The 12,404-nt window shown below is 71.1% G+C and carries 16 protein-coding genes; 8 read left to right on the top strand and 8 right to left on the bottom strand.

Annotation, left to right across the window (positions count from 1 at the left end; genetic code table 11):
- Nucleotides 1-479: 479 nt before the first annotated feature.
- From VN520_RS10870 to VN520_RS10835, 8 genes are all read left to right on the top strand, one after another.
- Nucleotides 480-641, top strand: a complete 162-nt coding sequence (locus VN520_RS10870; RefSeq protein ID WP_325746666.1) for a hypothetical protein — start codon at nt 480-482, stop codon at nt 639-641.
- A 139-nt stretch (nt 642-780) separates the two neighbouring features.
- Complete coding sequence (locus VN520_RS10865; protein ID WP_073750029.1) at nt 781-1,083, top strand: urease subunit gamma; 303 nt, start codon at nt 781-783, stop codon at nt 1,081-1,083.
- A 13-nt stretch (nt 1,084-1,096) separates the two neighbouring features.
- Nucleotides 1,097-1,408, top strand: coding sequence for an urease subunit beta (locus tag VN520_RS10860; protein WP_325746665.1), 312 nt, complete (start codon nt 1,097-1,099; stop codon nt 1,406-1,408).
- The gene (locus VN520_RS10855) at nt 1,401-3,122 is read left to right on the top strand and encodes an urease subunit alpha (RefSeq protein WP_325746664.1); all 1,722 of its coding nucleotides are present in this window, start codon (nt 1,401-1,403) and stop codon (nt 3,120-3,122) included. Before VN520_RS10860 ends, VN520_RS10855 begins: the two co-directional genes overlap by 8 nt.
- A gap of 18 nt (nt 3,123-3,140) precedes the next feature.
- On the top strand, nt 3,141-3,806 hold the full coding sequence (locus tag VN520_RS10850; RefSeq protein ID WP_325746663.1) for an urease accessory protein UreF: 666 nt from the start codon (nt 3,141-3,143) through the stop codon (nt 3,804-3,806).
- A gap of 49 nt (nt 3,807-3,855) precedes the next feature.
- Nucleotides 3,856-4,533 (top strand): urease accessory protein UreG, encoded by a 678-nt coding sequence (gene ureG, locus VN520_RS10845; protein ID WP_325746662.1) that lies wholly within the window; start codon nt 3,856-3,858, stop codon nt 4,531-4,533.
- The gene (locus VN520_RS10840; protein WP_325746661.1) at nt 4,530-5,315 is read left to right on the top strand and encodes an urease accessory protein UreD; all 786 of its coding nucleotides are present in this window, start codon (nt 4,530-4,532) and stop codon (nt 5,313-5,315) included. Before ureG ends, VN520_RS10840 begins: the two co-directional genes overlap by 4 nt.
- Nucleotides 5,316-5,483: 168 nt before the next feature.
- Nucleotides 5,484-7,046, top strand: a complete 1,563-nt coding sequence (locus VN520_RS10835) for an alpha/beta hydrolase (RefSeq protein WP_325746667.1) — start codon at nt 5,484-5,486, stop codon at nt 7,044-7,046.
- 147 nt (nt 7,047-7,193) lie between these two features.
- Here the strand turns inward: VN520_RS10835 and VN520_RS10830 are convergent, their stop codons facing one another.
- The 8 genes from VN520_RS10830 to VN520_RS10795 all read right to left on the bottom strand — a co-directional run.
- Entirely contained in the window at nt 7,194-8,243 is a 1,050-nt protein-coding gene (locus VN520_RS10830) for an NAD-dependent epimerase/dehydratase family protein (protein ID WP_325746660.1), read from the bottom strand.
- A gap of 65 nt (nt 8,244-8,308) precedes the next feature.
- The gene (locus VN520_RS10825; RefSeq protein ID WP_325746659.1) at nt 8,309-9,019 is read right to left on the bottom strand and encodes a lysophospholipid acyltransferase family protein; all 711 of its coding nucleotides are present in this window, start codon (nt 9,017-9,019) and stop codon (nt 8,309-8,311) included.
- A gap of 285 nt (nt 9,020-9,304) precedes the next feature.
- The gene (locus VN520_RS10820) at nt 9,305-9,580 is read right to left on the bottom strand and encodes a hypothetical protein (protein ID WP_325746658.1); all 276 of its coding nucleotides are present in this window, start codon (nt 9,578-9,580) and stop codon (nt 9,305-9,307) included.
- Nucleotides 9,581-9,582: 2 nt separating this feature from the next.
- Nucleotides 9,583-9,954 carry a hypothetical protein gene (locus VN520_RS10815; RefSeq protein WP_325746657.1) on the bottom strand — a complete coding sequence of 124 codons (372 nt, stop codon included), beginning with the start codon at nt 9,952-9,954 and terminating at the stop codon, nt 9,583-9,585.
- Nucleotides 9,955-9,988: 34 nt separating this feature from the next.
- Complete coding sequence (locus VN520_RS10810; RefSeq protein WP_325746656.1) at nt 9,989-10,243, bottom strand: HU family DNA-binding protein; 255 nt, start codon at nt 10,241-10,243, stop codon at nt 9,989-9,991.
- 208 nt (nt 10,244-10,451) lie between these two features.
- Nucleotides 10,452-10,610 carry a hypothetical protein gene (locus VN520_RS10805; RefSeq protein ID WP_325746655.1) on the bottom strand — a complete coding sequence of 53 codons (159 nt, stop codon included), beginning with the start codon at nt 10,608-10,610 and terminating at the stop codon, nt 10,452-10,454.
- Nucleotides 10,611-10,677: 67 nt separating this feature from the next.
- Nucleotides 10,678-11,628 carry a cytochrome c oxidase assembly protein gene (locus tag VN520_RS10800; RefSeq protein ID WP_325746654.1) on the bottom strand — a complete coding sequence of 317 codons (951 nt, stop codon included), beginning with the start codon at nt 11,626-11,628 and terminating at the stop codon, nt 10,678-10,680.
- Between the two features lie 111 nt (nt 11,629-11,739).
- On the bottom strand, nt 11,740-12,404 hold a 665-nt coding region (locus VN520_RS10795), incomplete at its 5' end, for an ATP-dependent 6-phosphofructokinase (RefSeq protein ID WP_325746653.1).

Below are 12,404 nucleotides of genomic sequence, written 5' to 3'. Positions count from 1 at the left end.
CGGGACCCAGGCCCGGTGCGGCCCACGGCGGCAAGACGGCCGCGGCCCCGTCGAGGAGTGCGACCGGCCTCAGCGGTGGGCCGCCCTCACCCGGCGGGAGTCACGAACGGTGCGAGGGCCCGCGCGGCGAGCCCTGGGGTGCCTCCCCGCCCACCGGTCATCCGTGACCATGCCCGGCCGGCTGCGGGCGACCGCTGCGGCGGTGGAACCCGCGGGTCCCGGAGCGCGGGCAGGGCTCAGGGCCGCTCCGGGGTCGCCGGGTGCCGGGACGACGGCTTCGGTGACCGGTCCGGCGGTTCCCACGGGTGCCGCGTCCTTGGCCGCCTCGGCCGGCGGCCGGGCGGCGACGGGCCCCTCGCCGGGGCGGTGATGAGGTGCGGGTGTTTCCCGGTCACGACAACACGCCGTATACGGCCGGGCCCCGTCGTCCCGCGGGCCGCGGCCGCGTCGTCGTGGCGGTGGATCTCGAAGGAGCACTCGTGCGCTCCGGACTGCTTCTGCGGCTGATCGGCCGCCGGTACGGCACCCGTGACGCCTGCGGACAGGTCACGCGGGAGGTGCTGTCCGGCGGAGCCGGGCCCCGTGTTCCGGAGAAGGGGCTGGGCGGGCTGATGCCCATGGATACGCAAAAGACCAGTTAACGCGCCGGAAAAACTTCCGCCCTAACGTGCAATACCTGGCCGCGGAATCCTCTTCATCGTTCAACAGAGTGTTGAAGGCGGGATAGGGTCCCGCTGCGCCCGGGGCAGGTACCGGGCGGAAGAAGAAGAGGGTGGAAGCGTGCAACTGACTCCGCACGAACAGGAACGCCTGCTCATCCATGTGGCGGCCGATGTGGCAGAGAAGCGCAGGGCGCGCGGACTGCGGCTGAATCACCCCGAGGCGATCGCGCTGATCACTTCACACCTTCTGGAGGGCGCGCGCGACGGCCGGACCGTGGCCGAACTGATGGCCTCCGGCCGGAAGGTCCTCACCCGCGACGACGTCATGGACGGCATCCCGGAGATGATCCACGACGTCCAGGTCGAGGCCACCTTCCCGGACGGCACCAAGCTGGTCACCGTCCACGATCCGATCGTCTGACGGGGGACAGCCGATGATTCCCGGAGAGATCCTGTACGCGGAGGGCCTGGTGGCGCTCAACGAGGGGCGCCCCGTCACCCGGCTCACCGTCCTCAACGCCGCGGACCGCCCTGTCCAGGTCGGTTCGCACTACCACTTCGCCGAGGCCAACACCGGCCTGGACTTCGACCGCCGTGCCGCCCGCGGACTGAGGCTGAACATCGCCGCCGGCACCGCTGTGCGCTTCGAACCCGGCATTCCCGTCGACGTCGAACTCGTCCCGCTCGCAGGTCTGCGCATCGTCCCCGGACTGCGCGGCGACACCGGAGGTCCCCTCGATGCCTGAGCTCAGCCGTCCTGTGTACGCCGATCTGTTCGGGCCCACCACCGGCGACCGCATACGGCTCGCCGACACCGATCTCGTCGTCGAGATCGAGGAGGACCGCTCCGGTGGCCCCGGGCGGTCCGGTGACGAAGCAGTGTTCGGCGGCGGCAAGGTGATCCGTGAATCGATGGGCCAGGCGCGGACCACCCGTGCCGAAGGAGCCCCCGACACGGTCATCACCGGCGCCGTCATCATCGACCACTGGGGCATCGTCAAGGCCGACATAGGTATCCGCGACGGCCGGATCACGGGGATCGGCAAGGCCGGCAACCCGGACACGATGGACGGTGTCCACCCCGACCTGGTCATCGGACCCGAGACCGAGATCATCGCGGGTAACGGCAAGTTCATCACCGCCGGGGCCATCGACGCGCACGTCCACTTCATCTCGCCGACCCTCGTCGACCAGGCGCTCTCCTCCGGGATCACGACCCTCGTCGGCGGAGGCACGGGCCCGGCCGAAGGCTCCAAGGCCACGACGATCACCCCGGGCCCCTGGCACCTCGCCCGGATGTTCGAGGCGCTCGAGGGCTATCCGGTGAACATCGGACTGCTCGGCAAGGGCAACACGATGTCGCGTGAGGCCATGCACTCCCAACTGCGTGCGGGAGCCCTGGGGTTCAAGATCCATGAGGACTGGGGCGCGACCCCCGCCGTCATCGACGCCTGCCTGAGCGTGTGCGAGGAGACGGGTGCCCAGCTCGCCATCCACACGGACACGCTCAACGAGGCCGGGTTCGTCGCCGACACACTGGCCGCGATCGCGGGGCGCTCCATCCACTCGTACCACACCGAAGGTGCGGGCGGCGGGCACGCTCCCGACATCATCAGCGTGGTCTCGGAGCCGAACATCCTGCCCAGCTCCACCAATCCGACACGGCCGCACACCCTCAACACGATCGAGGAACACCTCGACATGCTGATGGTCTGCCACCACCTCAACCCCACGGTGCCGGAGGACCTGGCCTTCGCCGAGTCCCGGATCCGGCCCTCGACGATCGCGGCCGAGGACATCCTCCATGACCTCGGAGCCATCTCGATCATCTCCTCGGACTCCCAGGCGATGGGCCGCATCGGCGAGGTGATCCTGCGTACCTGGCAGACCGCCCATGTGATGAAGCGGCGGCGTGGAGCGCTCCCGGGCGACGGCAGCGCCGACAACCACCGGGCACGTCGCTATGTCGCCAAATACACCATCAACCCGGCGGTGGCCCAGGGCCTGGACCGGGAGATCGGCTCCGTCGAGACCGGCAAGCTCGCCGATCTCGTGCTGTGGGACCCCGCCTTCTTCGGTGTCAAGCCGCAGACCGTGTTCAAGGGCGGGCAGATCGCCTACGCGCAGATGGGCGATGCCAACGCCTCGATCCCCACCCCGCAGCCCGTGATGCCCCGCCCGATGTTCGGGGCCGTGGGACGGGCTCCCGCGGCCAACTCCCTCAACTTCGTGTCCTCGTCCGCCGTCGAGGCCGGGCTGCCGGAGCGTCTGGGGCTCGGCAAGCAGTTCGTGCCGATCACCAGCACCCGCGGCATCACCAAGTCGGACATGCGGGAGAACGACGCCCTGCCCCGGGTCCAGGTCGACCCCGACAGCTTCGCGGTCACCATCGACGGTGATCCGGTCGAACCCGCCCCTGCCGCTGAACTCCCCATGGCGCAGCGCTATTTCCTCTTCTGAGACACAGGACAGCACTTCATGACGACACGCGCAGCCCTGCTCGTCCTCGCAGACGGCCGGTTCCCCGCCGGTGGCCACGCCCACTCCGGTGGCGCCGAACCTGCCGTCAAGGCAGGACGGATCAGGAACGCCCAGGACCTGGCGGAGTTCTGCCTGGGCCGGCTGCACACCACCGGGCTCACCTCGGCCGCCCTGGCCGCCGCGGCGGCCCAGGGCCTCGACCCGCTTGCACTCGACGAGGCCGCCGACGCACGGACGCCCTCGCCCGCGCTCAGGAGCGTCGCACGCAAGCTGGGCCGGCAGCTGATGCGGGCGGCGCGAGCCACCTGGCCCAGCCCCGAACTGGCCGCGCTCGCCGAAGCCCGGCCACGCGGCGCCCACCAGCCCGTCGTACTCGGGCTCACGGCGCGCGCCGCAGGGCTGGGGCCCGCCGACGCCGCACACTGCGCCGCCTACGAAGCGGTCAGCGGCCCGGCCACCGCCGTGGTCCGACTGCTGTCCCTGGATCCCTTCGAGGCCACCGCGGTCCTCGCCCGGCTCGCACCCGCCCTCGACCAGGTCGCCGCCCAGGCCGCCGAGGCCGCGCGGCACGGCATCGAGGCGCTGCCCGCCTCCTCAGCTCCGCTGCTCGACATCTCGGCCGAGGAACACGCCGTCTGGCCGGTCCGCCTGTTCGCGTCCTGAACTGAACCTCCCCACCTCACCCCATCCGTCCTCATCCGGAGTCGCACCCATGCATCTCGACCACGCACACGACGCTCCCGCGGCCGTCAGCGCCGACGCCACCCGCCCCGACGGCGCCCGTCGCGCGCTGCGCATCGGCCTGGGAGGCCCGGTCGGTTCAGGCAAGACGGCCACCGTCGCCGCCCTCTGCCGCGCCCTGCGCGACCGGCTCTCCATCGCCGTCGTCACCAACGACATCTACACCCGCGAGGACGCCGCCTTCCTGCTGCGCAACGCCGTGCTGCCGCCCGAGCGCATCCAGGCCGTCGAGACCGGCGCCTGCCCGCACACCGCGATCCGCGACGACATCTCCGCCAACCTCGAAGCAGTCGAGGACCTGGAGGACGCCGTGGGCCCCCTCGACCTGATCCTCGTCGAATCGGGTGGCGACAATCTGACCGCCACCTTCTCCAAGGGGCTCGTCGACGCCCAGGTCTTCGTGATCGACGTCGCGGGCGGTGACGACATCCCGCGCAAGGGCGGCCCGGGTGTCACCACCGCCGACCTGCTCGTGATCAACAAGACCGACCTCGCCCCCTATGTAGGCTCCGACCTCGACCGGATGGCCCGCGACGCCGCCGCGCAACGCGGCGAGCTTCCCGTGGTGTTCACCTCCCTGACCGGCGCCGACGGTGTCGCCCCCGTCGCCGACTGGGTGCGGGCGCGGCTCGCGGACTGGGCCGCGTGAGCGTCGCGGCCACCGCCCGGATCACGGCGGTCGCCGACGGGCGGGGGGCCACGGCGCTTCCGGTGCTCGAGAGCGACGGTCCGCTCGCCCTGCGCCGGACCCGGTCTCCGGAGGCCGGGTGCGCGCGTGTCACCGTGGTCGGCGCGATGAGCGCGCCCCTCGGCGGCGACCGGCTCACGATCGAGGTCCGGGCGGAGGACGGCGCGCGGGTGACGGTGGACTCCGCCGCCGCCACGGTGGCGCTGCCGGGGGCCGGCCCGGACGCCGGCCCCGCTTCGTACGACGTGCGGCTGAGCGTGGGGGAGGGGGCGCAGCTCCGCTGGCTCCCCGAACAGCTCGTCTCCGCGTGCGGAAGCGAACTCGACATGACCACACGGGCCGAACTCGCCGGAACCGCACGCCTGGTGCTTCGCGAGGAACAGGTTCTGGGCCGGCACGGCGAACACACCGGGCGGCTCTCGACCCGTCTGACGGTGCACAGAGCAGGACGGCCGCTGCTCGACCAGCAACTGGCGTACGGTCCGGGAGCACCCGGAGGCTGGGACGGCGCGGCCATCCTGGGCGGCCACCGGGCGGCCGGGCAACTGCTCCTGGTCGACCCCGCGTTCGACGGCGGCCTCCCCGCGCCACGCCTGCTCGGCCCCACCGCCGTGCTGACTCCGCTGGCCGGCCCCGCCGTTCTGGTGACGGCCGTGGCCGCCGACGCCCGGCTGCTGCGAGCCGTACTGGACGAGGCGCTGGAGGGGCTTCTGACGGAGTCCGAGCACCTGCGGGCGGGGTGAGTTCGCTCAGCGGGACAGGGAGCCCCGGTTATTGGTTCGGTAAAGAAACCTGCGTACGCCCTGTTCCCGGCAACCTCACAGACGAAAGGATCCGCCTGGACACATGAACCAACGTGCCGCCACCGCGGCGCGTCACCCAGGGGGAGGTTCCACTTGAGGCGCACAGCGATGCTCGCTTCGGCCGGCACTCTGATCGCGGGCACACTCATAGCGGGGGCGACAGCCGCACCTGCCGCCGGTGCCGACAGCCGGCACCGCGGCGGCCAGGAGGCGCGTGGCGTCCAGATCGCCGCGGCCCGGGCCGCGAAGGCGGGTATCGACTGGACGGACTGCCCGGCCGACTGGGCGATCACCGCACCCATCCAGTGCGGGTGGGTGAGCGTACCGCTGGACTACGGCAAACCGAACGGGAAGCAGATCAAGCTCGCGGTCGACCGGCACGTCAGCACGGGTACGAAGAACGAGCGCCAGGGCGCACTCGTCTACAACCCCGGAGGCCCCGGTGCCTCGGGCATGGCGTTCCCGAAGCGCGTCGTCACCAAGAACCCGCTCTGGACGAAGACCGCGAAGGCATACGACTTCGTCGGCTTCGACCCGCGCGGGGTCGGCCACTCGGCGCCGATCTCCTGCATCGACCCGCAGGAGTTCGTGAAGGCCCCGAAGGCCGACCCGGTGCCGCACAGCGAGGCCGACAAGCGGGCGCAGCGCAAGCTCGCCGCCGAGTACGCCGCCGGATGCGCCGAGCGCAGTGGCGAGATGCTGCCGCACATGACCACGCCCAACACCGCCCGTGACCTGGACGTCATCCGCGCCGCGCTCGGTGAGAGGAGGCTCAACTTCCTGGGTGTCTCCTACGGCACCTACCTGGGCGCGGTCTACGGCACGCTCTTCCCGTCGCACGTACGCCGCATGGTCGTCGACAGCGTGGTCGACCCGGCGAAGGACAACATCTGGTACGAGGCCAACCTCAACCAGGACATCGCCTTCCAGACACGCTGGAACGACTGGAAGGCGTGGGTCGCCGAGAACGACGCGGCCTACCACATCGGTGACACGCCCGAGAAGGTCGAGCAGGCATGGCTGACGCTGCGGGCGGCGGCCAGGAAGAACCCGATCGGCGGTGTCGTCGGCCCCGCCGAACTCATCGGTTTCTTCCAGGGCGCGCCGTACTACGACTCCGCCTGGGCGCCCACCGCCCAGGTCTGGAGCGACTACCTGGGCGGTGACACCCAGGCGCTGCTCGACGCCGCGGCACCCGACCTGTCGGACACCGCGGGGAACATCCGCTCGGAGAACAGCAACGCCGTGTACACGGCGGTCGAGTGCGCGGACGCCAAGTGGCCCACCAGCTGGAGGAAGTGGGACCGCGACAACACCCGGCTGCACAGGGACCACCCGTTCATCACCTGGGCGAACGCCTGGATGAACCTGCCGTGTGCGACCTGGTCGACCGAGCAGCAGACCCCGCTGGAGGTCCGCACGGGCAAGGGCCTGCCTCCGGTACTGATCGTGCAGTCCACGCGCGACGCCGCCACCCCGTACGAAGGCGCCGTCGAGCTGCACAAGCGCTTCAAGGGCTCCCGTCTCATCACCGAGGAGGGCGCCGGCTCGCACGGTGTCACCGGCCTGGTCAACCCCTGCATCAACGAGCGGGTGGACACCTACCTGCTCACCGGGAAGACGGACCGGCGCGATGTGACGTGCACTCCGCACGCCACGCCGAAGCCGTGATCACCACCTGACGTGAGCGGGCGGCCGATGAAGTCCGGCGGCCGCCCGCTCACCCCCCGGCCCGTGCCGCCTGCTCACCCCCGGCCCGTGCCGCCCGTTCGCCTCCGGTCCGTGCCCCCGCTCACCTCCGGCCGGGTCCGGGCCTCCTCACGCCTTCCGGTCGTGCCGCTCCAGCCAGGCGTCCTCCGCCGCGTAGTCGAAGAGCCCCTCGCCGTAGTTGCGCACCATCTTCGGGAAAGCCTGCCGCCAGTCGCGGCCGTCGAGCTGTGCGGCGAGCCATGCGACGGTCTGCGGCAGCGACTGGACATACCCCGTCACCGGGCGGTATCCCAGCTCCCGTTCGGCGGCCGACATGTCGTAGACGACGGGGTGCGCCCCGCTCCACGGTGTCTCCCCGATCCCGCCCTCGGGCGGCGCGCCCGCCACCAGCACCGTCTCGGTCTCCAGACCCAGCACCTCGTCGACGGCCGTCCCGATCTCGGCGACGGTCGGTGCCTGCGGATCCCCCGCGTTGAGCACCCGGGAGGCCGGCCGGAGAGCGGCGAGCCGCACCAGCTCGGCGACGTTGGACACATGAACCGGATGGAAGCGGCTGGCCCCCTCGTACGCCAGGACCCGCCGCCGGCGTCCGTCCAGCAGACGCTTCACGAAGTACAGCTCACGCGGTGTGCGGCAGTGCTCCCCGTGCACCGCTCCCGCCCGCAGCAGCGTCACCGGCAAGGCGTCGCCGGCCGCGAGCAGTTCCCGCTCCAGTGCGATCTTGCGTGTCCCGTACGTCGCGTCCCCGGGGGTGACCGTTCGCTGGGCCTCCGAAACAGGTACCGGGTACTCAGGGAAGCCGTCCGGCTCGTCCTGTGTGTCGAAACTCCGGCCCCGCTCGTCCTCGTACACCGCGCCGCTGGAGATGACGACCGCGGACCCGACCCGGTCCGCCAGCCCCGTCAGCTGTGCGGCGTGCTCCCGGCCGAAGGCGACCATGTCGACCAGGGCGTCGCAGCCGTCGCCGAGCGCGGCAGCCAGAGCGCCTTCCTCATCGCGATCGACTGCGACGGCGTGGACGCCGTCCCCCCAGGCGCCGTCACGGCCGCCACCACGGGAGAACGCTGTCACCTCCCAGCCGTCCTCGGCCAGAGCGCGCACCGCGGCCCGGCCGATCTGTCCCGTGGCGCCCAGCACGCATGCTCGTCCTCTGCTCATGCGAGCCACGCTACGGCCGCCTCAACCGCAGGGACAGGGATATCGGCCGAGAGCAGATTCCCCGCTCAGCGTGGCCGCCGCGGGAACTTCTTGGCCTCCTCGGCCTGCGCCGCCTTCGCCTTGACCGCGTACTCGTCGACGTACTCCTGGCCGGAGAGACCGAGAATGGCGTACATGATCTCGTCCGTGACCGCCCGGATCGCCGCCTTCTGGTCCTCCAGGCCGGCATAGCGGGAGAAGTCCAGCGGCTCCCCGAACCGGATCGTGACCCGCTTGACCTTCGGCACCTTCTGCCCGGGGGGCTGGATCTCGAACGTGCCGACCATCGCGCAGGGGATGACCGGGACCCCTGCCTTGATGGCCATCACCGCCACCCCGACCTTGCCCTTGTACAGCCGCCCGTCGTGCGAGCGGGTGCCCTCCGGATAGATGCCCAGGAGCTCGTTCCTGCTCAGCACTCCCAGTCCTTCGCGGATCGCCGCCTGTCCGGCTTCCTTGCCGGAGCGGTCCACGGGGATCTGCCCGATGCTGTGGAAGAACGCCGCGGTCAGCTTGCCCTTGATGCCGGGGCCGGTGAAGTATTCGGCCTTCGCGAGAAACGTGATGCGGCGCTTGAGGATCGCGGGCATCAGGAAGTGGTCGGAGAAGGAGAGGTGGTTGCCCGCGACGATGGCCGCACCGTCTTCGGGGATGTGTGCGAGCCCCTCGATGCGGGGGCGGAACACCAGCCGGAGCAGGGGGCCCAGCACGACATACTTCAGGACGTAATAGAACACAGCTTCTCTCCTAGCCTTCCTGACCGGGCTGGCGGCCGCGTTCTGCCAGGTCACACAAGGTGTTGTCGTTCTCGGCCGGCTCGATGGCACGGTCGGCCGGGGGTCGCCCCTCCCGGACTGGTACCCGCTCCTCCCCGCCTCACTGACGTCTCATCAGCCGATGGCCCGTACGCACACCCGCTTCTCTCCGGTGATCGATCGTAGCCCTGGTCCGGGCGTGCCGGGCAGTAGTGCGGAAGGGTCCGTGGCGGAGGGTGCCGGGACGGCCGCGTGCCGGATTCCGGATCAGAGGGCCGCCGGGCACGGCAGGCAGGCCCCGGGGCGGATGGGCAGACCGATCTCACCACCGGTGCGGCGGACGGGGCTCCCGGAGTGGAGGCGCAGGCCGCCCGCGCCGAGTTCGTACTCGGATCGGGCCCCGGTGGACGAGCACTGCGTGCTTCTCGCCCGCAGCGCATCGATGGCACCGTCGCGCGGAGGGCCCGCGCGGTCGGCGGGCGTGAGGCGTCCGGAGCGCAGGCCCACCGTGGCGGACGCCCCTGCGGAGCCGGTACCGGTCACCCTCAGGAACTGCTCCGTCCCGCCGGGTTCCACCTGTACGGCGCTGCCCTCGGCCGCGCCGGGGCGGCCTTCCAGGAGCTCGCACCGGCCGGTGAGGCCCGCGGCCTCCGGGGTGGCGGGGCCTCGTGGATCTCGGTGGGGGCACCGGCCTGCTGGAGGCAGCCGCACATGAACACGGCGACGCGGTCGGACAGGGACACCGCCTCGGCCCGGTCGTGGGCGACGTGGACGGTGGTGGTGCCGGCTCCGCGCCGGAGATCCTCGAACCGGCCGCGGGTCCGGTCCCGCACCGTGGCGTCGAGCACCTGGCCGGCGGATCCGGTGACGGCCCGAGGGAACCGGCCGGTGGACCACGGAGCATGCCTGCGGCTCATCGAGGCCATGACCGTGGTCAGGCCGTCACCCGGCTCATCCGGCCTGGTCGTGGACGAACTCGTTGAGGGCCTTGCCCGGCCGCAGGGCAGCCTCGCCGCCCACCTGGTGGAAGCTGCCGAATCCCACCAGGGTGACGGTCCTGCCCGCTCTGAGCGCCTCCGCGATCACCCCGGCCTCTCCGACCGTACCGAAAACGGCGTCGAGGACCCGGCCGATCCGGTCGGCCGACAGCTCGCCGTCGTGTGCCGTCCTGCGTCCGATCGCCTCGATCAACCCGGACCTGTCCATGCCTGGTACCTCTTTCCCGCCGACGAAGACGCGCGGCGGGCATGACCGCCCGCCCCATCGGCCGGTCGTTCGCCGCACGGTGCCACCAGGGTGGCACCGCCGGAGCCCCCTCGCACGACGCCGTACGCCGACTGTGTGCGGATGCGGGGCCGCGCCGCGCACGGACAGGGGAGGGGCGCCGCACGGGGCCCCTCCGGCCGCTCACCCCTCAGGTGTCGCGGGTGGCGACCATTCCCAGAGTGGCCAGCCCGAGGACCACCCAGCCGAACCAGAGCCAGCCGTTGCTCCCCAGCGCGACCGTGTACGCGGTCACCGCGACCAGCACCCCGACAGTGAGCACTCCCATGGTTTTCGTGGATCCAGGCACGAGCACACGCTCCTCACCCGGCCGCACGGCCGTTGGAGCCATGGTCACCCCTCGGACACGCCCCCCGCTACTGTCCGCGTGCCTCCAATGAGGCGAGATAGGCGTTGTACGCCTTCAGATCCTGGTCACCGTCCCGGTCCGCGGCACGGTCGGAGCGCTTGGCCGTCCGCTGCTCGGAGCGGTACCACTGGAAGACCAGCGCGATCAGCACCAGCACGGACGGGATCTCGCTGAACGCCCAGGCGATGCCGCCGGCCGCGGACTGGTCGCTCAGGGCGTCGATACCGAGCGAGGCGGGGGGGTTCTCGTACGCCTTGACCATCGGCTGGCTCGCCATCATCAGCGCGATCCCGAAGAACGCGTGGAAGGGCATGCCCGCGAAGAGCTCCAGCATCCGCATCACATAGCCGGGCCTGTGCGGGCCCGGGTCGACGCCCATGATCGGCCAGAAGAACACCAGGCCGACCGCCAGGAAGTGCACCATCATCGCGATGTGGCCCGTCTTCGACCCCATCAGGAAGTCGAAGAGCGGGGTGAAGTAGAGCCCGTACAGGCTCGCGATGAAGAGCGGGATCGTGAAGACCGGATGCGTGATGATCTTCATGTAGCGGCTGTGGAGAAGCTTGAGCAGCAGCTCGCGCGGTCCCGTACGGCCCCGCCCCGCCACCGGCAGCGCGCGCAGCGCCAGCGTCACCGGTGCGCCCAGCAGCAACAGGATCGGCGACACCATGCTGATCACCATGTGCTGCACCATGTGCACGCTGAACATGACCATGCCGTAGTCGTTGAGCCCCGTACACATCACCAGCGCGATGGAGAGCACGCCGACGACGAACAGCACGGTCCGGTTCACGGGCCAGCCGTCACCCCGGCTGCGCAGCCGCACCACGCCGTAGCCGTACAGGGCGAGTGCGGCGAGGCAGCCGATCAGGAAGAACGGGTCCGCGGAGAATTCGAGCCCACGGCCCAGCGTGAACGGCGGCAGGTCCATGTTCATGCCGTGCCCGCTGTGATCCATCTGTTCACTCCCGCTGGGGACGTCCCCGTTTCGTGCCGGTTGTCCGGTCCAGACTAGAACCGCCCCCGGCCGCGGGTGCGGCCGGGGGCGGTCCAGGGAGCGTCGTGACGGTCAGAGCACGACCTGCGCCTCCGCGTAGCGCTCGGCCGGAACCGTCTTCAGCGTCTCCACGGCCGCAGCCAGGGGAACCATCGTGATGTCCGTGCCGCGCAGCGCCGTCATCATGCCGAACTCACCGCGGTGAGCGGCCTCCACCGCGTGCCAGCCGAAGCGGGTGGCCAGAACACGGTCGTACGCGGTCGGGGTGCCACCGCGCTGCACATGGCCGAGGATCACCGGGCGGGCCTCCTTGCCGAGGCGCTCCTCCAGCTCACCGGAGAGCTGCGTCGCCACTCCTGCGAAACGCTCGTGGCCGTAGATGTCCTTCGTGCCCTGGTTGAACTCCATGGAGCCCTCCCGGGGCTTGGCGCCCTCGGCCACGACGACGATCGCGAACTTCTTGCCGTCCGAGAAGCGCCGGCCGACCAGTGCTGTCAGCTCGTCGATGTCGAAGGGCCGCTCGGGTACGACGATGGCGTGCGCGCCGGCCGCCATGCCCGAATGCAGCGCGATCCAGCCGGTGTGGCGCCCCATGACCTCGACGATCAGCACCCGCTGGTGCGACTCGGCCGTCGTCTTCAGCCGGTCGAGCGCCTCGGTCGCGACCCCGACCGCGGTGTCGAAGCCGAAGGTCACGTCGGTGGAGGCGATGTCGTTGTCGATGGTCTTGGGCACGC

The organism is Streptomyces sp., from assembly GCF_035563135.1.
Taxonomy (GTDB): Bacteria; Actinomycetota; Actinomycetes; order Streptomycetales; family Streptomycetaceae; genus Streptomyces.
Note: the sequence above shows the minus strand (reverse complement) of the source record. Positions and strands in the feature narration are given on the sequence as shown.

Coding starts and splice junctions, on each gene's coding strand:
- VN520_RS10860 (WP_325746665.1), top strand. CDS start 1,097: ATGATTCCCGGAGAGATCCTGTACGCGGAGGGCCTGGTGGCGCTCAAC.
- VN520_RS10855 (WP_325746664.1), top strand. CDS start 1,401: ATGCCTGAGCTCAGCCGTCCTGTGTACGCCGATCTGTTCGGGCCCACC.
- VN520_RS10850 (WP_325746663.1), top strand. CDS start 3,141: ATGACGACACGCGCAGCCCTGCTCGTCCTCGCAGACGGCCGGTTCCCC.
- ureG (WP_325746662.1), top strand. CDS start 3,856: ATGCATCTCGACCACGCACACGACGCTCCCGCGGCCGTCAGCGCCGAC.
- VN520_RS10835 (WP_325746667.1), top strand. CDS start 5,484: ATGCTCGCTTCGGCCGGCACTCTGATCGCGGGCACACTCATAGCGGGG.
- VN520_RS10830 (WP_325746660.1), bottom strand. CDS start 8,243: ATGAGCAGAGGACGAGCATGCGTGCTGGGCGCCACGGGACAGATCGGC.
- VN520_RS10815 (WP_325746657.1), bottom strand. CDS start 9,954: ATGAGCCGCAGGCATGCTCCGTGGTCCACCGGCCGGTTCCCTCGGGCC.
- VN520_RS10810 (WP_325746656.1), bottom strand. CDS start 10,243: ATGGACAGGTCCGGGTTGATCGAGGCGATCGGACGCAGGACGGCACAC.
- VN520_RS10800 (WP_325746654.1), bottom strand. CDS start 11,628: ATGGATCACAGCGGGCACGGCATGAACATGGACCTGCCGCCGTTCACG.